Here is a 23,226-nt window from a genome sequence, read left to right on the forward strand (position 1 = left end):
ATACAATATGAAACGCGGAATTATTACCTTACTTATTATTGCTGCTGGTTTAGCAGGAATATTTTTTGTGTTAAATAAGAATAAAAAGAAAAATGAGGCAGAAACTGCGGAAGTAGCCAAAAAAAATGTGGCTATTGCTGTGCGTATCGATACAGCAAAAGTATCTTCCATGGATTTACGCTATACTGCTAACGGAACATTTTCTCCGAAACAGGAAGTAACTGTTTCGGCTGAAACTGCTGGCCGGGTAGTGAAAGTATTGGTTGATGAAGGTTCGCATGTGAGTGCGGGACAGACTTTGGCGATCATCGAGGGTGATAAACTGAATGTGAACGTGGCGAATGCGCAAGCGGCATATACCAATGCGCAGGCTGATCTGCACCGCTTTGAAAGTGCTTTTTCTACGGGAGGTGTAACCAAACAACAGTTAGACCAGGTGAAATTGCAATTTGAGAATGCGAAAAATAACTTAAAAGCTTCTAAATTAAATGCTGGCGATGTAACCATAAAAACGTCGGTATCGGGTATCGTCAATTCACGTAAAATCGAACCGGGGACTTACCTGAATGTCGGTGCTGCGGCCTTTGATATTGTGAATGTTGCCACCTTGAAATTGCGTGTCAATGTAGACGAAAAGAATGTAGCGACCTTAAAGATCGGTCAATCTGTTGATGTGACAGCGAGTGTGTATGCAGATCAACGCTTTACCGGTAAAGTAACATTTATCGCACCTAAATCGGACGGTAGCTTAAATTTCCCTGTTGAAATCGAGGTAAATAATGCATCGAACCAATTGCGTGCTGGTATGTATGGTACGGCCATCTTCGGCGAAGGTGTTGCCAGCAATACATTGATCGTACCACGTAACGCTTTTGTGGGTAGCGTGAGCGACAACAAGATCTTTGTGCTGAAAAACGGTAAAGCAATCGAAACAAATGTCAAATCGGGTAGAAACTTTGGTGATTACATCGAGATCTTAGGCGGTTTGCAAAATGGCGATCAGGTGATTGTTTCGGGTCAGATCAATCTATTTGACCAAAGCCCTGTAGAGATTATTAAATAGAGCATACTGTAATCAGTAGCAGATGCAACCCCGGTTGCATGGCTATTAAAAATAAATTATTCGAATGAAAATTACCGAAATATCGATAAAACGCCCCAGTATAATTATCGTATTATTTATAATACTGACATTAGGCGGGTTGTTTTCTTATACGCGATTGGGCTATGAATTGGTCCCTAAATTTGAAATTAACGTCATTACGGTACAGACGGTCTATCCGGGAGCTTCACCTGCAGAGGTTGAAAGTTCGGTGACCAAAAAAATAGAGGATGCCATTTCATCCCTGGAAAGTATCAAAAAGGTGGAGTCTACTTCATTGGAAGGGGTATCGATTGTCATGATTACCCTAAATAACGGTGCGGATGTCAACTTCCTGCTTACCGATGCTCAACGGAAAATCAATGCCGTGATCAACGATTTGCCGGATGATGTAAAGACACCTTCACTCTCCAAATTCTCCCTGGATGATGTGGCTATCATGAGTTTGGCCGTCACGTCCAACTTATCGGAAAAAGAACTCTATGATCTTTTGGATAATAAAATCCAACCGGTCTTTGCGCGGATCAATGGTGTTGCAAAAGTAGACCTGATCGGTGGTGAGGAACGTGAAATCCAGATCTCTGTGGACCCGAAGAAAATTGAAGGTTATGGACTGACAATTTCTCAGGTACAGCAAATAGTAGCTGCATCCAATCTCGATTTCCCGACAGGTAACGTAAGTACCCGCGATAACCGGACAACCATCCGTCTTTCGGGTAAAGTAACTTCGATCGAGGAGCTGCGTAACCTTCCGATCACAACGCCGGCAGGGGTGCAGATCTATCTGCGCGATATCGCCGATGTACGGGATGGTATCAAAGAGATTGAAAAAGTAGCCCGTCTGGACCGTCAGAATACAATCTTATTGCAGGTCTTTAAACAGTCTGATGCAAACGCGGTAGCGGTGTCCGAAGCGGTCAAGAAAACGATTGCTGTACACGATAAAAACGGAAAAGTAATTAGCGGTGTAGAGAAGGATTATGCGGCACAGAATATTAAAATTTTGGTGGCCAATGACTCTTCAGAATTTACATTGAATGCGGCCGATAACGTGATCCATGATTTAATGATTGCCATTGCCTTAGTGGGCTTTATCATGTTGTTCTTCTTGCAGAGTTTACGGAATGCGGCGATCACCATGGTGGCGATTCCTTTATCTTTGATTGCAACCTTTATTGGTTTGCTTTTAATGGGCTATACCCTGAACTTGATGTCTTTATTAGGTTTATCTCTGGTGGTAGGTATCCTCGTGGATGATGCGATCGTTGTTATCGAGAATATTCACCGCCACATGGAGATGGGTAAAAACAAGGTGCGTGCGGCATTTGATGGTGCTTCGGAAATTGGATTTACGGTAACGGCGATCACCTTAGTTATTGTGGTGGTGTTCCTACCGATCGCGATGTCTACGGGCTTGGTGGCCAATATCCTGGCGCAATTCTGTGTGACTGTAATTATCTCGACTTTATTATCCTTATTGGTGTCATTTACGGTAGTGCCTTGGTTATACTCGCGTTTCGGTAAATTGGAGCACTTGAGCAAAACTTCTTTCTTTGGCCGTATTATTCATGGTTTTGAAAGCGGTTTGAACAACTTTACACATTGGGTGGCAGGATTGTTAGTTTGGGCCTTAAGAACCTGGAAAACCAAGCTAGCAACTTTATTTTTAGCAATCGGTTTACTTTTTGCATCATTTATCCTGATCGCTAAAGGTTATATCGGTTCGGATTTCTTCCCGAGTATCGACCGTAAAGAATTTTTTATCCAGTTGGAACTCGATAAAGATGCTTCGCTGGAGAAGACCAACTTATTGACGCAGAAAGCGGAAGCTTATATTAAATCGAAACCCGATGTCAAAGAAATTATTACGACAGTGGGACAGTCTTCGGATGGTATGGCTTCGACAACGGGTTCACGTTACAAATCGGAGATCCACGTGATCCTCGACAAAGAAAACTTTGAAGGCAACTCACAGGTATATTCAGCGACATTAAAGCGGGAACTGGAAAATAAACTGATCGGCGCAAAAATCAAAACCGTCAATGTGGGTATCATGGGAGCGGAGCAGGCACCACTAAAGCTGACCATTATCGGTGCTTCTGTCGAAGATGCGCAGGAATTTGCGGAGAAGGCGGCAGATCAATTGCGTAAGATCCCTGGAGCAGCGGGTGTCAAATTGACTTCTGAAGCGGGTAACCCCGAGATCAATGTGAAGATCGACCGTGATAAAATGACGTCTTTGGGATTGAATGTCTCTACTGTGGGTATGACGATGCAAACGGCATTTTCAGGAAACACGGACAACAAATACAGAGCCGGCGATAATGAGTATGATATCAATATCCGCTATGCGGAAAATGGCCGTGCCAATATCGACAACGTGCGTGATCTGAAATTTATCAATAATCAGGGCGCCTCTATCTCTTTGGATCAATTCGCTAATGTTACTTTTGGCTCGGGACCTACTTTGTTGGAACGTCGCGACAAGTCGCCGGCAGTATCCATTCAGGGGCAAGCGATCGGTAGACCAATGGGTACCGTAGCGCAAGAGTGGCAGGCACAGTTTGAAAAACTGCCGCGTAAACCGGGGATTGTCTTTATCTGGGGTGGTAACATGGAAAATCAAACCGAAGGTTTTGGTACTTTGGGAATTGCCTTATTGGCATCTATTATCCTAGTATATTTGGTTATGGTTGCTTTATACGATAGTTTTATCACGCCATTCGTGGTCTTATTCTCCATTCCATTGTCATTTATCGGAGCCCTGTTATTCTTGGCTTTGGGTAATCAGACCTTGAATATCTTTACGATTTTGGGTATCATCATGTTGATTGGTCTAGTGGCCAAGAATGCGATCATGCTGGTTGATTTTGCCAACCATCGTAAGGAAGCTGGCGATAACACGCACGATGCATTGGTGGCAGCCAACCATGCACGTCTTCGTCCGATTTTGATGACGACAATTGCCATGGTATTTGGTATGATTCCTATTGCAATCGCTACTGGAGACGGTGCCGATATGAATAGAGGTCTTGCGATTGTTATCATCGGTGGTTTGTTATCTTCTTTATTTTTAACCCTGGTTGTTGTACCAGTGGTGTACTCCATTTTTGACAGTCTTCAACGTCGTTTTGGCAAGAAAGAAAAAACAGATTATGAAGCCTTGATGAAGGAAGATTATGACCATGTGGATGTGGCAGAACACTAAAAAATAATACATTTTACAATAGAAAAAGGCGGCTAATAAAACATTAACCGCCTTTTTTGTGTTAATTTTAGGTTAATCAATCGATTGCGTAAATATTTTTTATTACATTGCGGCGCATTAACAAAATATACACTTAAAATTGAGACATACATGTGTGGAATTGTAGGATACACAGGTTATCGTCAGGCGTATGGTATCGTCATTGACGGATTACAAAAGTTAGAATACCGTGGTTATGACAGTGCTGGAGTGGCATTGCATAAAGGTGAGCAGATCGATGTTTACAAAAAAACAGGTAAAGTCGCAAACTTGGAGGAGTTTGTGTATGGCAAAGATCTACAGTCGACCACAGGGATAGGTCACACCCGTTGGGCTACCCATGGTGAACCTTCTGATCGGAATGCACATCCGCATTATTCCAACAGCGGACGTATTGCAATGATTCATAATGGCATCATTGAAAACTATGCTTCCTTAAAATCAGAATTAATCAATAAAGGTTATACGTTTAAAAGTGATACCGATACAGAGGTTCTGGTCAACTTTATCGAAGAGATCCAATTGCAGAATGAATGCTCTTTAGAAGAAGCGATTCGTATTGCTTTGAAACGGGTCGTAGGGGCCTATGTGATCCTTGTATTGGAGGCAGGTCATCCGGATCGTATTATTGCAGCGCGTAAAGGAAGTCCTTTGGTGATTGGTATCGGTAAAAATGAGCATTTTTTGGGTTCAGATGCTTCCCCGATGCTAGCATACACCAAAGAAGTTGTTTACATCAATGACTACGAACTGGCCATTATCACTCCGGAGGAGTTGATCCTTAAAAATCTGGGTAATGAGCGCATCACGCCTTATGTCCAAAAATTGGATCTGGAGCTGTCGGCTATTGAAAAAGGTGGCTTTGATCACTTTATGTTGAAAGAAATCTTCGAGCAACCGCAAACGATCTTTGACTCCATGCGTGGACGTCTGGATCTGCAATCCCATCAGATTACATTGAGTGGCATTGAAAAATTTGCGAATGAGATCAGCAATACCAATCGCATTGTGATTGTTGCCTGTGGTACGAGCTGGCATGCCGGACTTATTGCAGAATATGTTATTGAGGAATTATGCCGTATTAATGTAGAAGTTGAATATGCGTCGGAATTCCGCTACCGTAATCCGGTTATTCATCCGGGGGATGTTATCTTGGCGATTTCCCAAAGTGGTGAAACGGCCGATACATTGGTTGCATTGGAAAATGCAAAAAAACAAGGCGCCATCATATTGGGTGTTGTCAATGTTGTCGGATCTTCTATCGCCCGACTTTCGGATGCAGGTGCCTATACACATGCTGGACCAGAAATCGGTGTGGCGAGTACAAAAGCTTTTACGGCACAGTTGACTGTATTGAACCTGATCGCCTTAAAGATTGCTTCTTTGAGAGGTTCGATCAGCGAGGAACGTTATCAAAAACTTGCACAGGAATTAAACGAGGTGCCTGAGAAGGTCGAGTGGATTTTGGATACGCAGGTTGATAAAATCAAAGCCATTGCCAAAAAGTACAAAGATGCCCGAGACTTTCTTTTCTTGGGTAGGGGGTATAATTTCCCGGTTGCCCTGGAAGGTGCGCTTAAACTCAAGGAAATTTCCTATATCCATGCCGAAGGTTATCCTGCAGCAGAAATGAAGCATGGACCTATCGCATTGGTTGACGAGAACTTGCCGGTTGTTTTTATTGCTACAAAAGATGCTTATCACGAGAAGATAGTTTCAAATATTCAGGAGATCAAAGCGCGTAAAGGAAAGATTATATCGGTGGTTACCAAAGGTGATGCTGTTTCAGAAAATCTATCGGATGATTTTATGGAAATTCCGGAGGCCGATGAGATCATTGCTCCATTGATTTCGGTTGTACCATTGCAACTGCTATCGTATTATATTGGTGTAGAGCTAGGCTTGGATGTGGACAAACCACGTAACCTGGCGAAGTCGGTAACTGTAGAGTAAGGAGGCCGATGAGTGTATTGAAGAAGAAACCTTTGGAACATCTGGGCTATGGATTTATCCCAGATGAGTTTATTCCAGCAGGACAGGACGAATATACCCTGCGCTTTCAGCAAAACCCGCGTAATGACTACCGTGATCTGACGGAAACAGAGGTTCAACAGTTGATTAACAATGGAAACTGGTCCAGCGACTGGTCCAAGGTTAAGGTATCGGCAGTCTTTGATCCGAATCAGGTTCAGCACTGTAAATTCTATGGTCTGGTCCGTATCGGCAATTTGAGTCCGAGTTACCTGGATTACCGCAATTTGCAGCTGCCCATTGGCCTGTATCATTCGACGATCATCAGTTCGGACTTTGGCGACGATGTTGCTGTCCACCATGTGGGTTACTTGTCCTACTTTATTGTTGGTAATGAAGTACTGTTGAGCCAGATCAAGGAAATGGAGACGGGCAGTACAGCCAAATTCGGTAATGGTATTCTCCGTGATGGTGAAGAGTCAGAAAAACGGATCGAGCTGGAGCTCTGCAATGAAAATGGTGCCCGCTCAGTTTATCCTTTTGATGGTATGCAGGCTGCAGATGTGTACCTATGGACCCGCAATCGACATGATCATGCTTTACAGCAGCGATTTGGAGAACTGACTGATCAGAAATTTGGAGGTCAACGGGGCTATTACAGCCAGATTGGCGACCGTTGCGTCATCAAAAATACGTTAACGATCAAGAATGTCAAGATCGGGACTGATGCTTATATCAAAGGGGTCAGCAAGCTGAAAAATGTTACCGTCAATTCCTCGCAGGAATCGTATACGCAGATCGGTGAAGGCTGCGAGCTTGTTAATGGAATTATTGGCTATGGCTGTCGTATATTTTACGGCGTTAAAGCTGTACGTTTTATCCTGGCTTCCTATTCGCAGTTGAAATATGGCGCGCGTCTGATCAACTCTTATTTGGGCGACAACTCGACAATTTCCTGTTGTGAAGTGTTAAATTCCTTGATTTTTCCAGCGCATGAACAGCACCATAACAACTCGTTTTTATGTGCGGCATTGGTGATGGGCCAAAGTAATATGGCTGCTGGAGCAACGGTAGGATCCAATCACAACTCCAGAGCTGCGGATGGTGAAATTATTGCGGGACGTGGTTTTTGGCCTGGGCTCTGTGTGAGCCTAAAACATAACTCCAGATTTGCGTCGTATTGCCTTATTGTAAAAGGGGATTTTCTGCATGAACTGGATATCAAGTTGCCTTTTACCTTAGTGAGCAATGACGTACAACATGATCAACTGGTCTTGATTCCGGGGTATTGGTTTATGTACAATATGTATGCTTTGGTACGGAATGCCAATAAGTATGCGGCGCGAGACAATCGACATTTCAAAAACCAATATTTTGAATACGATATGTTGGCACCGGATACGGTGAACGAGATGTTCGAAGGGATGGATATGCTGGCCTTGGCTGTGGCAGATAGTCTCCACACTGCAGTTGGGAAGGATAAGCACGAACGTATTGTTGCCGGCCGGGCACTGCTTGCCAACAACATGGACCTGAAAGATCAGACAATTGTGCTGCAAGGAGCCGAAAATTCACGCAGACCGACTGTTATTCAGAAGGTTGGCGAGGCTTATCATTTATATCGTTCGTTTATTAAATACTATGGTGTACTGCACCTGATGGATGCCCTCGAGGAAGGCCAGTCACTGCAGGATATTATTGGAGCCTTATCGGGTAGATCGCGTACGAGCTGGGAAAATATAGGTGGACAGCTGATCGAAAGCAATGCCCTGCAAACTTTCCTGGATGACGTCAAATCAAAAAAAATAGATTCATGGGATGATATTCATGAATTCTATCACGATAAAAGTAAAGCATACCCCTTAGATAAACGTGAACATGCACTCTTGTCTTTAATAGAAGTCTTAAATTTGGAAGGTATGGTTTTATCAACAGATAAAATTGTATCTTTGTTGGATCAGGCGCTTGGACACCGGATCTGGATTGGTGAACAGATTTATAAATCCCGTGCCAAAGACTACAATAATCAGTTCAAAAACATGGTTTATGCCAATGATGAAGAACGTGATATTGTGGTAGGAAAATTGGAGGAAAATTCTTTTATCAATCAACAACAAAAAGAATTAGAGATATTTAAGATAAGGGTTGCTAATTTGAAAGGGCAATTTTAAAAGAAAGGCTTCCGCTCGGAAGCCTTTTCTTTTTTTTGTGAATCACGTATTAGCGGTCTTAACAGTTGGTAATGTCCCAAAAGTGGCGTTGTAGATTCTTTTTCTGCGATAGCCAGAAGCGGTCAAACTTTGATTTCTTCCAGCGCTGTGAAGCGCATCGCAGGTCCTTAGTCGTTGATCTTATCAAGTGGTTTGCGTTTATTATCTTTGATTTGCTTAAAGTGGCTTGGCGTCAATCCGGTTACTTTTTTGAATTGATTGCTTAAATAAGCAACACTGGAGTAATTGAGTTTATAGGCAATTTCACTCAAGGTAAGTTCATCGTAAACCAATAACTCTTTGACATATTCAATTTTCTGGCCGATGAAGTATTTTTCGATGGTTATGCCTTCAACATCCGAAAAAAGATTGGAGATGTAGTTGTAATCATGGTGCACCTTCGTGCTGATGATTTCGGAAAGATTAAGGGGGGTATCGTTATGTTGATTACGGATAAGATCCAATACGACATGTTTTACTTGTTCGATGATGACGGTTCTTTTATCGTCAATGAGTTCAAAACCAAGTGCCGAAAAATTTGAGGCAAGTTGCTTGCTCTCCGCTTTGGTCAGCTCTTCTTCAATCTCAACCTGCCCCAAAGAAATATGCTTAACATGGAGATTGAGCTTAGCCAATTCATTTTCAACAACCATAATGCATCTATTGCATACCATATTCTTTATTGCAAGTTTCATATATCAATTATTACTGATTTGTGTCTGCATCCTATGGTTTCATGAATGCTTCGCATGTTGTCTTTTAGAGGTCCTACGGAATATCCTGTTGATTTTATGTAGGTATATTTAATTCTTGGATGCCCTGCATGCTGTGATGCGGTCATCGGTATTTGTGCTTATCACATTGGATATTCCATCGGAATTATTTTAAATACAAGTTACTAATGTAAACTCAAAAATCGATAATTTATTAGACATGGAGTTGTAATATTTAGGGTTTATCTTGTAGTATTTTGAAAACCGTGTGTGGAAAAAAAGGACGGAATGGCTAATCGGCCAGCGGATGAGCGTAATAGGCGTAATGGGCGGGCCATTCGGCGCTTTAGCCTTGAGGTCGTTAGGGGTATGTTTCAGTCAAGAGTTATTTTAGTGAAGTCTTTATTCCAGTAAAGTCCTTATTTCAGTTAGGGATTTATTTCAATAGCTGTGCCTATCGGAACAGCATCAAAAAGTTCGTCAATCTCTGCGTTTGTAAGTGCCATACAACCGAAAGTCCAGTCCATGTGGCGCTGCAATTTACCGATAAAGCCTAGTCCGTTTCGAAGTCCGTGGATCTTGATGTCGCCACCGACATCTTTTCCTAAACTTTTGGCGTGGGCAATATCCTGTTCATTTGGGTAGGAGACCCCCAGGTTTTTGTGATAGCTGCTATATTGATTTTTATCGTTGATCGTGTAAAGCCCTTCGGGTGTTTTTAAATCGCCTTCAAATTCTTTGGCGCCCACAGGTTGGCCGCCCAGTGAAATACGGTAAGACTTCAGGAGCTTTCCCTTACTATAAGCCAATAGTGTTCTTTTTGATTTATAGACGATAAGCTTGTCTACTTTGGCATGCTGATCCAACGTTGGTTCTGGATAAAGATTATAGCCTATCAGGCCCAGGCAAAGTAAGACGAGGAGGCTGATTACTGTTTTTAAAACTATTCGACGATTTCTTGGTCGCTTCATCTCGGAGATTGTTAGCTAATGGATAAAATGTTTAGACCGAGTGCCTAACCTAGGACCCTGCACTCGGTCTAAACATGTATTTTAATGCTGCCACTTAGAATTCGCGGTCAACATCTTTGTCGCCACGTCCCGAGAGGTTCACAATAGCGACTTTGTTTTTGTCTTTTAGCAATTTCACCGCAAGGGCAACAGCATGGGATGATTCAATGGCCGGAATAATACCTTCCAGTCGGGAAAGTAGCTTGTAGGCATCGATCGCCTCTGCATCTGTCACAGGGTGGTAGTTTGCGCGATTGCTATCTTTTAGCTGGGCATGTTGTGGCGATATCCCCGGGTAATCAAGGCCTGCAGACACCGAGGTTGACGGGATCGGATTGCCCTCATCATCGACAAGGCAGTACGAAAAGGTTCCCTGGAATACGGTTGGTTTGCCAAAAGAAAGTGTCGCAGCTGTTTTTGGATAAGTTCCGGTGCCACCGCCTTCGCCACCATGAATTTCGACCTCATGATCATCGAGAAAACCCGAAAATAAGCCAATGGCATTTGATCCGCCACCTACACAGGCGAAGATGCTGTCTGGAAGGCGCCCTTCCTGATCAAGTATCTGCTGGCGTGCTTCCTTACCGATAACGCTTTGAAAATAGCCGACCATTTTTGGATAGGGGTGTGGGCCAACGTGCGATCCCAGTAGATAATAAGATGTTGGATTTTCAACGTAATACATCAAGGCCGCATCGACGGCATCCTTCAATGTACGGCTACCTAAGTTGGTCGTTACAACTTCGGCGCCCAACAATTCCATACGTTTGACGTTAAGGGCCTGGCGTGCAGCGTCGATTTCGCCCATAAATACTTTACAGGGGATGTTTAACAATGCTGCAGCTGTTGCAGTTGCAACACCATGTTGACCGGCGCCAGTTTCGGCAATGATCTCTGTTGCTCCCATCTGCTTGGCCAGAAGAATTTGACCGATACAGTTGTTTATTTTGTGGGAACCAGTATGGTTGAGATCTTCCCGCTTTAAATAGATTTTGGAACCGATATAATCGCTTAAATTCTTGGCGTAGTATAAAGGTGAGGGACGACCGACATAATGTTTTAAGATCGCAATAAACTCTTTCTGAAATTCTTCTTTTTGGACATGGCTATCGAAAAAAGCAGCCAGTTTATTTAATTGCTCTTCCAGTACCGGGGGGATATAAGATCCGCCGTACGCTCCATATTGACCATTGTATTGAAGCATCTTTTCGTTTGCTTCGACAGATGCTGCTTGTGTTAGACTCATTTTAGGCTTAAGTTTCTTGTTGTAAAAGGATATATTATTTATTGAAGCCTAATATAGTAATCTTTGCAGGTATTGGAAAAAAAACAAGGCATCTTTTCTAGAAAAGATGCCTGTTAAATCGTGTATTTGCAAATAAGGGCATATTGCGCCCTGTTTTAAGCTTTGGTTTTCCGGAAGATAAAGTAGAAACCTACCAAAATAAAAGGTATACTCAGTAATTGGCCCATGTTTAAAGCCATGCTTTGCTCGAAGGCTTCCTGATCAATTTTAAAATGTTCCAAGACCATGCGTGCACCAAATAATAAGACTAGGAATATGCCAAATAATTGACCTTTTTGGCGATTGGGATTCGATTTGAATAGGGAACCGATGATGATAAAGATCAAAATATAAGCGATTGCTTCATAAAGCTGTCCCGGATGGCGCGGTACATTGTCGACACGTTCAAACACGATAGCCCAAGGTAAATCTGTAGGGGTACCAATTATTTCAGAATTGAAGAAGTTTCCGATACGGATAAGTGCACCGGCAATAGGGACTACGACAACCAATCGGTCCGCTAGCCAAAGAAAGTCGGTTTTTGTTTTTCTGCAGAATAAATATAACGCGAGAATAATGCCGATGGCGCCGCCGTGAGAAGCCAAACCTGCAAAGCCGGTGATATGAAATCCTGTTTTATCCCATTTAAATGGAAGGAATATTTCAAGTATATGATCTTTGTAATAGTCAAAATCGTAAAATAGGCAGTGTCCTAATCGAGCTCCGATCAAAGTGCCCAGGAAAATATAAATTGAAAGCTGATCCAGCTGTTCTTGTGTGCGGCCTTCCTTTTTGAATATACGCAACATGATTACGTATGAAACAAAAAACGCTAATAACCAGCATAAGGCATAATAGCGAAGGGCAAAGGCGCCAAAGTTGAACATTTCCGGGTCAATATTCCAATGTATTGCACTTAATATTGAATTCATAAATTTTATAGCTGTTTAAATTACTTTGGAGTAAAGATAAGCTTTAATCTCATTTTTTATTCCTACAATTTGTTTTTAAATATAATATCATTGGGCTGCGAACTTAATTGATTCATCGTGAATGAAATATTGTCTTTTGCTGATCCTTTTTACTAAAATAAGGGGCTATGATCTAAAATAAATTGCGCAAACAATATTTCAAAAAACTTGTTTACTTTTGCATTTCATTGAAATTTTCATATTTTGACGAAAGTAAATAGAAAAGGAAAAGATGGCAGAAAAAAACAAGAAAAAAGAGCCGAAGCACAACGCGGTTGTGACTAAAGATTCGCTTTCATTTTTTGAAAAATATATCAATAATGCTTCTCCTACAGGATTTGAGTGGGAAGGACAGCGACTGTGGTTGGATTATTTGAAGCCTTATGTCGATGATACATTCGTCGACAACTACGGTACAGCAGTAGGGGTAATCAATCCAAAAGCGGAGTATAAGGTCGTTATAGAGGCGCATGCGGATGAGATTTCTTGGTTTGTCAATTACATTACCAAAGATGGGCTGATCTATGTGATTCGTAACGGTGGTTCGGATCACCAGATAGCACCGTCTAAGCGCGTGAATATCCATACGGAAAAGGGTATTGTCAAAGCTGTATTTGGCTGGCCTGCAATTCATACACGTTCGGGAGAAAAAGAAGAAAATCCTTCACTCAAAAATATCTTTTTGGACTGCGGCTGTAGCACCAAAGAAGAGGTTGAAGCGCTGGGTATACATGTGGGCTGTGTTATTACTTACGAAGATACATTCTCTATCCTCAACGACCGTTATTATGTTGGGCGGGCTATGGACAATCGTGCCGGTGGTTTTATGATCGCTGAGGTTGCTCGTCTGCTAAAAGAGAATAAAAAGAAATTGCCATTTGGATTATATATCGTAAATTCGGTGCAGGAAGAGATTGGTTTACGTGGAGCCGAAATGATTGCAGATCGAATCAAACCGAATGTCGCTATCGTTACCGATGTGACACATGATACACAAACTCCGATGATCAATAAGATCACGCAGGGAGATCTGTTTTCAGGAAAAGGCCCTGTATTGTCTTATGCTCCAGCGGTTCAGATCAATCTGAATAAACTGTTGGTTAAGGTTGCTGAAAAGAATAATATTCCTTTCCAGCGTCAGGCTTCATCTCGTTTTACAGGAACTGATACGGATGCATTTGCCTATAGTAATGGTGGTGTACCGTCGGCATTGATTTCTTTACCGCTCCGTTATATGCACACAACGGTTGAGATGGTACATAAAGAAGATGTTGACAACGTGATCAGATTGATCTATGAAACATTACTGAATATTGAGAACGGACAGGATTTTAGAACATTTACAAAGTAGAATTTAAGAATATATTAACTTATCATTAGAATTATTATGGAAAATAACCAAAATCAAAACGAATTGAGCATTGAGTTGACAGAAGAAGTAGCAGAAGGAATCTACTCAAATCTTGCGATTATCACTCACTCTAATACTGAATTTGTGGTTGACTTTATCCGTGTGATGCCAGGAGTGCCAAAAGCAAAAGTGAAATCAAGAATCGTTTTGACTCCAGAGCATGCAAAACGCTTGTTAGGTGCATTGGTTGATAACGTGAACCGTTTCGAAGCATTAAATGGCCCGATTAAAATGGATGCAGGTATTGCGGAACAACCACAACAAGGTGGTGATCCTACAGTTGCATTTCCTTTCGGAACGCCACAAGGTCAAGCATAGTTGATCGCAGCTATCATTGAGATATCGAAGCGCCAATTGAACATTGGCGCTTTTTTTATGTCCTTAATTTTAGCAAAGTCATTCCGATACTCCGATTCGGTCCATGTATGAAAAAGACGATTGCCCTAACCGCCTGTTAAGGTATAAGATCATCAAGATCTATATTAAAATTGAAAGATCTGCATACCAGGTAGTACGTATTATCATTTCTTAATCAATGTTTAGACAGTAATAAGTCGGTGCTTGTTCAGTCTTCACTGAACGAGCACTGAACGAGCACTGAACAATCACTGAGTAAGCACTGTTTAAAATATAAATAGAGGTGCCATCTAGTATTCGCTTGTTGCCTATTGCTAGTTTTGGACTTGGCCTTTACTTTTACTAAATTTAAATAACTAATTTCAAAAAGGAGATTTATATGGATATTCAAGTGCGTAACTTGACGAAGAAGGATTATGTTGATTTGAAAAAATCGATGGAACAGGCTTACGATGGTGTTGGCGAAACCTGGTCAAAGGAAAATATTCAGGATTTGATAGAATTATTTCCCGAAGGGCAGTTATGTGTGGAGATTGATGGACATGTAGTCGCTTGTGCCTTGTCGATTATCCTGAATTCAAAGAAGAATAATATTTACGATAGTTATTATGATATTATCGATGACGGTAAGTTTACCAAACATAGTAATGATGGCGATACGCTGTACGGGATAGAAGTGTTTGTTCATCCGGCACATCGGGCCTTACGCCTTGGACGCCGTCTCTATGATGCACGGAAGGAGCTGTGTGAACAGATGAACCTCAAATGTATTGTTGCCGGGGGGCGTATTCCCAATTACCATAACTATGCGGATAAAATGAGTCCGCGGGTTTACATCGAGAAAGTCAAGCGTAAGGAAATCTATGATCCTACGCTGACCTTTCAGCTTTCGAATGATTTTCATGTCAAAAAAATACTTAAGCACTATCTGCCCGAGGATGCTGAATCGATGGAGTTCGCTACTCTGTTGGAATGGAATAATATTTATTATGAGTCAGAGACGCGCTCCATTTCGACGACCAAGCAGACGATCCGTTTGGGACTGGTGCAATGGCAGATGCGTTTATTTGATAATCTAGAGGCATTTTATGATCAGATCGAGTTTTTTGTGGATACGGTGAGTGATTATGGAACAGATTTTATTATGTTTCCAGAATTCTTTAATACGCCGTTGATGAGTCCGTATAATGATCTTCCCGAACGCTTGGCAATGGAGAGGCTTGCGCAGCATACTTCAGAGATTATTGATCGCATTCAACAGTTTGCCGTTTCCTACAACGTCAATATCATTGCAGGGTCGATGCCTTTGATGGAAAACAAAAAGCTCTATAATGTTTCCTACCTCTGTCATCGCAACGGTAAGCTGGATGAGTTTAAAAAAATTCACATCACCCCTAATGAATTTAAATATTATGGTATGGTGGGCGGAAGTGAGGTAAAGGTGTTTGACACCGATTGTGGTAAAGTGGGACTGTTGATCTGTTACGACGTAGAGTTTCCTGAACTGAGCCGTATTTTGGCCGATCAGGGGATGCAGATCCTATTTGTGCCCTTTATGACGGATACCCAAAACGGATACATCCGGGTGCGTACCTGTGCGCAGGCTAGGGCGATAGAAAATGAATGTTATGTGGCTATTGCAGGCTCCGTGGGCAATTTGCCGCGTGTGAATAATATGGATATACAATATTCGCAGTCCGCTGTTTTTACCCCTTCGGACTTTGCTTTTCCCAATAATGCCATTAAAGCTGAGGCGACACCGAACGCCGAGATGGTGCTTATTGCGGACGTTGATCTTTATGCCCTGCGAGACCTACATGAGTACGGTACCGTTAAAGTCAAGAAGGATAGAAGGAAGGATTTGTATGAAGTGAAACTTTTGAAGTAAATTTAAATACTCTTTTAATCTCTTAAAATATGATACAAAAAGTCAAATGGGGGACGTTATCCATGGTCTTAATGCTGATGTCATGTCAGTCAAATAAGAAAAGCGATACTGCTCGGGAGGTCCGCACAAATTTTTTTGATGTCTCAGGCATGGATACCACCGTGAATCCAGGAGATAATTTCTTCCAATATGCGAATGGAAGCTGGATGAAAAATACCCAGATCCCGGCTTCTGAAACTGGCTGGGGTTCATTTTATATTCTTGCTGATGAAAACCTGGCAAACCTGAAATCTATTTTAGAGGGTGCGGCGAAGTCTGACAACAAAAAAGGTTCCGATCAGCAAAAGGCCGGCGATTTCTACGCGAGTGGTATGGATACGGTGACGATTGATAAATTGGGCGCGAAACCGATCGAAGGTGCTATTCAAAAAATCAATGGGTTGAAAAGTATTGATGAATTGATCGCTTATGCTGCGGATGGATTTAAAGAGGGTGATGGTGATCTTTTTACATTTTATGTGGCTGCAGATGACCGGATCAGCACTAAAAATGCATTGCAATTTTTCCAGGGTGGACTCAACCTGCCTGAAGCAAGTTATTACTTGGATCAGGATGATAAAGCGAAGAAAATCCGGGAGGCCTATGTTGCTTATCTGGTAAAATTATTCGGGCTGATCGGCGAAGGGGCAAATGCACAAAAGTCGGCGGAGGAAGTGCTGCGCTTGGAAACGGAAATTGCCAAATCGCATGCTACACCGGTGGAATTGCGCGATCCCATCAAAAACTACCATAAATTTGCGGTACAGGAATTTCAGAAGCAAACGACAAACCTCAATTGGAAAGATATTTTGCAACGTTTGGATGTGAAGACCGATACCATTTTGGTACAGCAGCCCAAATTTTATCTTGCGCTAAATAATTTGTTGAAATCACAGTCCTTAGATAGTTGGAAAACAAAACTAAAAGCAGATTTAGCGAATGCTTCTGCGACGGCACTGAGTAAAGGTTTCAGGGATGCAAAGTTTGAATTATTCGGAAAAACCCTAAATGGACAGAAACAGGAGAAAGAGCGTTGGAAGCTGATGGTGAGCTCGGCCGACGAGAACCTTGGCGAGATTGTCGGAAAGTTGTATGTGGATGAGTATTTTAAACCCGAAGCAAAAAAACGAATGCTCGAATTGGTCGACAATTTGCAAAAAGTCTATAAGAGCCGTATCGAGAAATTGGACTGGATGACACCTGAAACCAAAAAGAAAGCGATTGAAAAATTGGAAGCATTTACCAAAAAAATCGGCTACCCGGAGAAGTGGAAAGATTACAGTGACGTGGAGATTGCCAAAGATACCTACTATGCCAATTTACAGTCTGCTGCAAAGCATGCCTATAAAGAAATGGCAGGTAAAATCGGCAAACCGGTTGACAAGGCCGAATGGCTGATGACGACACCTACGGTGAATGCCTATTACAACCCACCCTATAATGAAATTGTATTCCCGGCAGGGATCTTGCAGTTCCCATTCTTCGATGCCAACGCGGACGACGCGATCAATTATGGCGCTATCGGTGCCGTTATCGGACACGAGATGACACATGGTTTTGATGATCAGGGGCGTCAATATGATAAAGACGGTAACTTGAACGATTGGTGGACGGCAGTGGATGCGAAACAGTTTACGGAACGCGCCAATCAGGTAGCGAAGTTGTATGGTGGTTTTACGCTGTTGGACAATCAACATGTAAACGGTGAGCTTACGTTAGGTGAAAATCTGGCGGATATCGGCGGTTTAAATATTGCCTATGATGCTTTCAAATTAACCAAGCAAGGGCAGGGGCAGGATAAAATTGATGGCTTTACACCAGATCAACGTTTCTTTCTGAGTTTTGCGCAAGTGTGGCGCGTAAAGAGCAGCGATGAGCGTATGCGGTTACGTTTAAAAGTTGATCCACATAGCCCCGAACAATTTCGGGTAAATGGTCCCGTATACAATATGGAGGCCTTCTATAAAGCATTTAATGTACAGCCTACGGCAAAAATGTATGTAGCACCTGAGAAGAGAATTTTGGTTTGGTAAGCGAAAACAGGGGTGAACAGCATTGTCCCGATACGGATTAAGACAATGCTGTTCAACTCATCACGTTTAAATGGAAACGAAAAAGTAAATTTGTCTTTGAATTATGATAAAAACTGATTACTTTTGCCCTTCATTTAATAACACATTTAATTAATTAACAATGTACGCAATAGTAAATATAGCAGGACAGCAATTTAAGGTTGCAAAAGACCAGTTCCTTTTTGTACACCGTTTACAAGGAGATGAAGGCGCTAGTATTGAATTTGACAATGTATTGTTAGCAGAAGACGGTGGTAAATTTACCATTGGTACACCTAGCGTTGCAGGTGCAAAAGTTTCGGCTAAAATTTTGTCTCATTTAAAAGGCGATAAAGTTATCGTTTTCAAGAAAAAACGTCGTAAAGGCTACAAAAAGAAAAACGGTCACCGTCAACAATTTTCTAAAATCCAGATCACTGGTATTACGTTATAATTGAATTTTTAATCAGACAAATAGTCTTAAATTAAGATAAAGAAATGGCACACAAAAAAGGTGCGGGTAGTTCTAAGAACGGCCGTGAGTCACATAGCAAGCGTTTAGGTATCAAAATCTTCGGTGGTCAACAAGCAATCGCTGGTAACATCATCGTACGCCAACGCGGTACACAACACAATCCTGACACAAACGTTGGTATTGGTAAAGACCACACATTGTTCGCTTTAGTAGACGGTAAAGTAGTTTTCCGTAAAAAAGCTAACAATAAATCTTATGTATCTGTAGTTCCTACAGAACAAGCATAAGGTTTTGCAACAATATTGGAAAGGCATCAAGAAATTGATGCCTTTTTTTGTTTATACTTTTAGCTACTGTTCCGATGTGCCTGCTATCGGGTGATGCTGGAGCGGGATAGCGGGCCGCTCTGCGGAATTGCTACCTGGTATTACTGAATTTATCGGGCTTGGTACTGAGCTTTTTAAGCTTTTTGGGCTGTTTAAATTGTTATTTTCTGTTAAATGTAACCGCTTTGGTACAATTTTTATAAAGGATAGGTGTTTTTAAGACAATAGGCGAAGCATTCGTAAATATCGCTGGATGCATGCACGATTGAATAAATACTTACATATGAAATACAACAAGTTTGGATATGGGTTGTGTGCTGGGTTATTTGCCTGTTCATTTTATTCCTGTAGTTCGATTTACATGCCCAATGTACCCTCAGCGCCGATGTTTACAGAAGCTGGCGAGGTCTATGTTTCCGGCAATATCAATACAAAGGCCAATGTATCGGCCAACCTGGGGGTAGCTGTAACTGATCATGTGGCTGTCATTGCTAATGGTTCATATGTCGATAATAGATCCAATATCAAAGACTATGCGCAAAAGATGGGCGAGGCGGGGATAGGTTATTTTACACGCTTTGGTAGAAAGAATAATCGTGTATTTGAGGTTTACGGGGGCTACGGGTTGGGTAATACCAGTGTGGTTGATAAGCGTTCGTCGACGATGGGACAGGCCATTGTAGAAACGAAGGACATGGATTTTGACAAGGTGTTCGTACAAGTGAACTTTTCATCGGAGAAAAAGGATGCCCTGAAATTGTTTGGCAACCGGCATGATATCGATTACGGTACCATCATCCGGCTGAGCAATATGCGTATGAAAAATTTTGCTGTTGATGGTCTTCCGGCAGAGAAAGAAGATAATATGCTTATTGAACCCGTATTTTATACAAGAATGGGGTTAGGGAAAGGATGGAAGCTGCAATATACGAACGGTATGGTATTCGGTTTTAAAAGTAATACCTATTTAAAAGCAGGGTACCCGTTGTTTACACTGGGAGTTTTATATAAATTTGGAGGAAAATAGTGGCTATGAGCAAGAAAATTTTATTTGGATGTTTGGTTCTGCTGGGTTTGTTTATTTCCGGCTGTGGTGTGAATCGACAAAAGGCACAGATCGAAAATTTGGCGAAATGTAAATTCGATGTGGAATCGGTAGATAGTATTCGGTTGGCCGGAACATCATTGCAACGACTGATCAGGAATAATCAAATTGACCTAGGTGCCGCGCCAAGCTTGGCATTGGCCTATTTGCGGAAAGATATTCCATTGGATGCAGTTATCCGACTTAAAATTGATAACCCAACGCTCAAAAAAGCCTCTATTAATAAGTTCCAGTATATCATTCTTTACGGCGGGCAGCAGCTTGTGGAAGGGATTGTGAATCAATCATTACAAATAGAGCCCGGAGAATCTACAGTGGCCAATGTGCGTATAGCGACCAATATCTATGATTTGTTGAAGAATTCGGACCTGCAGGATTTTTTAATGTCAAGCGATGAGAATAAAAAGGGAATATTTACGTTAAAAGTTAAACCTTCTATCAATATCGCAGGGCAGTCGGTGTTCTATCCGGGGTATATTACCATCGATAAGGCGGTAAGTCGTAAGATTCTGCTTTAGACACAGGCATGCTGTGATAAGATATCGGGGTTTTCCATGGAAATGGAAAACCTTTTTTATTGATCTTGATTTTCAGGCGAATTAAGCTCCCCGAGGATCCTAATCAGTATCGTGCTAAATCGTTATTACGAATGGACTATTATGTTAAGAATTAAACTGTAATAAAAAAGTTATAGTGTCAAAGTGTAAAGTATACACCTTATTTTATATTTTAGTCTCTAATTACAAACCTAAATATGTTAAAAAGAATCTTTATTCCTGTTTTGTTATTTGCTGGCCTGCACGCTATGGCTCAGAAGACGTTCGAACCGTATGAGCAACCCATTGAAGGAACCAATCTGACGTTTAAAATGCTAGCAATCCCTGGTGGTAGTTTTAAAATGGGAACTACAAGCGGCGGGAAAGAAGATGAAAAACCTGCACATGAGGTGAAGTTGGACCCATTTTGGATGGGGCAGTATGAAGTAACCTGGGATCTCTTTGAGCCGTTTCTGTATAAAGATTATGAGATCGCAAAGAGTAAGGATGGTAAAGTATCCAAAGAGATTGATGCCGTTACTCGACCTACCAAACCCTATTTGGATATGACTTTTGGTTTTGGAAAAGAAGGACACCCAGCCTTGGCGATGACCCATTACAACGCCATCCAATTCTGTAAGTGGTTGTATGTCCGTACCGGTGTGTTTTATCGTTTACCAACAGAGGCTGAGTGGGAATATGCAGCTCGAGCTGGTTCAAAGACAACTTATTTTTTCGGCGATCAAGCAACGCAACTGGCAGATTATGCCTGGTTTAAAGATAATGGTGAACAGAAAACACATATTGTAGGACAGAAGAAACCGAACCCTTGGGGTCTTTATGATATTTATGGCAATGTTGCTGAGTGGACTTATGACCAATATAAGGCCGATAGTTACAATGAAGGTAAAGGCAAAGTATTGAACAACCCTGTAGTTGTTCCAACGACCCTGTATCCACATGTTGTTCGGGGTGGTGCATTTGATAGTTCCTCGGAGGATCTTCGTTCGGCGGCTCGTGGAGCTTCAGATCCGGTATGGAAACAATTGGATCCGCAAGTGCCCAAAAGCAACTGGTGGTTTCCGGAAGCACCGTTCGTAGGAATGAGGTTGGTAAGACCTGTTAATCCGCCTAGTCATGAAGAAATTATGGCTTATTATGATAAAAAACCAATTAAAGATTTTTAAAAATAAAATAATCAATATAAAACTGTTATGGAAAATCTAGAAAGAAGAGATTTTATTAAAACTTCTGCTGTAGTGGCCGGTGGTGCAATGTTGAGCTCGTTACCTTTATCGGGTGCCTATGCTGCTGGTTCGGATGTTATCAAAGTTGCTTTAGTGGGCTGTGGGGGCCGCGGAACTGGCGCTACTTTTGATGCGTTGAGTTCAGGAATGAACATTAAGGTTGTCGCTTTGGCTGATGCCTTTAAAGATAATTTAGATAGTACATATAATACGCTTAAAGAGAAATGGCAAGATAAGATTGATGTAAGCGATAATCACAAATTTGTTGGATTTGACGCTTATAAAGATGCAATCCAATTGGCAGACGTTGTTATTTTGGCAACGCCGCCAGGATTTAGACCTACACACTTCGAGGAAGCAGTCCGTCAGGGTAAACATGTATTCATGGAGAAACCTGTCGCAGTTGATATTCCGGGTGTACAACAGGTATTGCGTGCAGCTGCGGAAGCTAAACGTAAAAAACTGAATGTTGTCGTAGGATTACAACGTCGTTATCAAACCAATTACCGTGAGGCTATCAAACGTATTCACGAAGGTGCGATCGGTGATGTTACCTCTGGACAAGTTTATTGGAACTCAGGTGGTGTATGGGTGCGTCCGCGCAAGCCAGAGCAAACTGAAATGGAGTACCAAATGCGTAACTGGTATTATTTTAACTGGTTGTGTGGCGATCATATCGTAGAACAGCACGTGCACAATATTGATATCGCGAATTGGGTGAAAGGTGCTTATCCCGTATCGATCCAAGGTACAGGGAGCAGAGCACACCGTACCGGCAAAGAGTATGGTGAAATCTATGATAATTTCGCATTGGAACTAACCTATGCTGACAACAGCGTTGTTTATAGTCAGTGTAGACACTTTGAAGGTATACATAACCGTGTAGACGAGCAATTCCAGGCAACGAAAGGACGTGCTTATCTTTCTGCAGGTGGACAGGCTGTATTGTACGACTGGAAAGGAAAAGAAATCTATCGCCATGATGCTAAGGGCAATCCAAATCCTTATCAACAAGAACATAAAGAACTTTTTACAGCAATTTCGAAAGGCGAATATAAATTTGATAATGCAGAATATGGTGCTTATAGTACGTTGACAGGTATTATCGGGCGTATCGCTTGTTATACAGGCAAGGTGATCAAATGGGATGAAGCCTTGAAATCTACCATCAAATTGGGACCAGATGTACTTGCTTGGGATGCTAAACCAAAATTGCTTCCGGATGCAGAAGGTTTCTACCCTGTAGCGATGCCTGGTCAAAACACAAACCTATATATTTAAG

At 41.8% G+C, this 23,226-nt stretch carries 18 protein-coding genes; 14 read left to right on the top strand and 4 right to left on the bottom strand.

All coding sequences use genetic code 11. The annotated features are described in order from the left end of the window. The first annotated feature begins 7 nt into the window (after nucleotides 1–7). From OK025_RS18435 to OK025_RS18450, 4 genes are all read left to right on the top strand, one after another. Complete coding sequence (locus OK025_RS18435; protein WP_317666001.1) at nucleotides 8–1,063, top strand: efflux RND transporter periplasmic adaptor subunit; 1,056 nt, start codon at nucleotides 8–10, stop codon at nucleotides 1,061–1,063. Nucleotides 1,064–1,127: 64 nt separating this feature from the next. Continuing rightward, nucleotides 1,128–4,310, top strand: a complete 3,183-nt coding sequence (locus OK025_RS18440; RefSeq protein ID WP_317666003.1) for an efflux RND transporter permease subunit — start codon at nucleotides 1,128–1,130, stop codon at nucleotides 4,308–4,310. A 150-nt stretch (nucleotides 4,311–4,460) separates the two neighbouring features. Continuing rightward, nucleotides 4,461–6,302: a glutamine--fructose-6-phosphate transaminase (isomerizing) gene (glmS, locus tag OK025_RS18445; RefSeq protein WP_201668914.1), complete on the top strand. Its 1,842-nt coding sequence runs from the start codon at nucleotides 4,461–4,463 to the stop codon at nucleotides 6,300–6,302. A gap of 8 nt (nucleotides 6,303–6,310) precedes the next feature. Further along, nucleotides 6,311–8,491, top strand: a complete 2,181-nt coding sequence (locus OK025_RS18450; protein ID WP_317666006.1) for a DUF4954 family protein — start codon at nucleotides 6,311–6,313, stop codon at nucleotides 8,489–8,491. A gap of 167 nt (nucleotides 8,492–8,658) precedes the next feature. Here OK025_RS18450 and OK025_RS18455 read toward each other — a convergent pair whose 3' ends face one another. The 4 genes from OK025_RS18455 to lgt all read right to left on the bottom strand — a co-directional run bounded on the left by OK025_RS18455 (nucleotide 8,659) and on the right by lgt (nucleotide 12,470). Continuing rightward, nucleotides 8,659–9,225, bottom strand: a complete 567-nt coding sequence (locus tag OK025_RS18455) for an AraC family transcriptional regulator (protein ID WP_317666008.1) — start codon at nucleotides 9,223–9,225, stop codon at nucleotides 8,659–8,661. 446 nt (nucleotides 9,226–9,671) lie between these two features. Then, nucleotides 9,672–10,214: a murein L,D-transpeptidase family protein gene (locus OK025_RS18460; RefSeq protein ID WP_317666010.1), complete on the bottom strand. Its 543-nt coding sequence runs from the start codon at nucleotides 10,212–10,214 to the stop codon at nucleotides 9,672–9,674. 94 nt (nucleotides 10,215–10,308) lie between these two features. Further along, complete coding sequence (gene trpB, locus OK025_RS18465) at nucleotides 10,309–11,499, bottom strand: tryptophan synthase subunit beta (RefSeq protein ID WP_313185431.1); 1,191 nt, start codon at nucleotides 11,497–11,499, stop codon at nucleotides 10,309–10,311. Between the two features lie 155 nt (nucleotides 11,500–11,654). Then, the gene (gene lgt, locus OK025_RS18470; RefSeq protein WP_075992897.1) at nucleotides 11,655–12,470 is read right to left on the bottom strand and encodes a prolipoprotein diacylglyceryl transferase; all 816 of its coding nucleotides are present in this window, start codon (nucleotides 12,468–12,470) and stop codon (nucleotides 11,655–11,657) included. Between the two features lie 271 nt (nucleotides 12,471–12,741). Between lgt and OK025_RS18475 the strand changes: the two genes are divergently transcribed. From OK025_RS18475 to OK025_RS18520, 10 genes are all read left to right on the top strand, one after another. Continuing rightward, entirely contained in the window at nucleotides 12,742–13,860 is a 1,119-nt protein-coding gene (locus OK025_RS18475; protein WP_088161775.1) for a M42 family metallopeptidase, read from the top strand. 36 nt (nucleotides 13,861–13,896) lie between these two features. Then, the gene (locus OK025_RS18480) at nucleotides 13,897–14,238 is read left to right on the top strand and encodes a DUF3467 domain-containing protein (protein ID WP_317666016.1); all 342 of its coding nucleotides are present in this window, start codon (nucleotides 13,897–13,899) and stop codon (nucleotides 14,236–14,238) included. Between the two features lie 418 nt (nucleotides 14,239–14,656). Continuing rightward, complete coding sequence (locus OK025_RS18485) at nucleotides 14,657–16,165, top strand: carbon-nitrogen hydrolase family protein (protein WP_120334070.1); 1,509 nt, start codon at nucleotides 14,657–14,659, stop codon at nucleotides 16,163–16,165. 29 nt (nucleotides 16,166–16,194) lie between these two features. After that, nucleotides 16,195–18,237 (top strand): M13 family metallopeptidase, encoded by a 2,043-nt coding sequence (locus OK025_RS18490; protein WP_317666018.1) that lies wholly within the window; start codon nucleotides 16,195–16,197, stop codon nucleotides 18,235–18,237. A gap of 160 nt (nucleotides 18,238–18,397) precedes the next feature. Continuing rightward, nucleotides 18,398–18,709 carry a 50S ribosomal protein L21 gene (rplU, locus tag OK025_RS18495; RefSeq protein WP_028068281.1) on the top strand — a complete coding sequence of 104 codons (312 nt, stop codon included), beginning with the start codon at nucleotides 18,398–18,400 and terminating at the stop codon, nucleotides 18,707–18,709. A 44-nt stretch (nucleotides 18,710–18,753) separates the two neighbouring features. Continuing rightward, nucleotides 18,754–19,017, top strand: coding sequence for a 50S ribosomal protein L27 (rpmA, locus tag OK025_RS18500; RefSeq protein WP_046672918.1), 264 nt, complete (start codon nucleotides 18,754–18,756; stop codon nucleotides 19,015–19,017). A gap of 322 nt (nucleotides 19,018–19,339) precedes the next feature. After that, nucleotides 19,340–20,083, top strand: a complete 744-nt coding sequence (locus tag OK025_RS18505) for a hypothetical protein (RefSeq protein ID WP_317666019.1) — start codon at nucleotides 19,340–19,342, stop codon at nucleotides 20,081–20,083. A gap of 5 nt (nucleotides 20,084–20,088) precedes the next feature. Then, nucleotides 20,089–20,679 (top strand): hypothetical protein, encoded by a 591-nt coding sequence (locus OK025_RS18510; protein WP_075992892.1) that lies wholly within the window; start codon nucleotides 20,089–20,091, stop codon nucleotides 20,677–20,679. A 236-nt stretch (nucleotides 20,680–20,915) separates the two neighbouring features. Further along, nucleotides 20,916–21,884, top strand: coding sequence for a formylglycine-generating enzyme family protein (locus OK025_RS18515; RefSeq protein ID WP_317666022.1), 969 nt, complete (start codon nucleotides 20,916–20,918; stop codon nucleotides 21,882–21,884). A gap of 27 nt (nucleotides 21,885–21,911) precedes the next feature. Beyond that, the gene (locus OK025_RS18520; RefSeq protein ID WP_317666024.1) at nucleotides 21,912–23,225 is read left to right on the top strand and encodes a Gfo/Idh/MocA family oxidoreductase; all 1,314 of its coding nucleotides are present in this window, start codon (nucleotides 21,912–21,914) and stop codon (nucleotides 23,223–23,225) included. Nucleotide 23,226: the final 1 nt, after the last annotated feature.

This window comes from Sphingobacterium sp. UGAL515B_05 (assembly GCF_033097525.1).
Classification (GTDB): Bacteria; Bacteroidota; Bacteroidia; order Sphingobacteriales; family Sphingobacteriaceae; genus Sphingobacterium.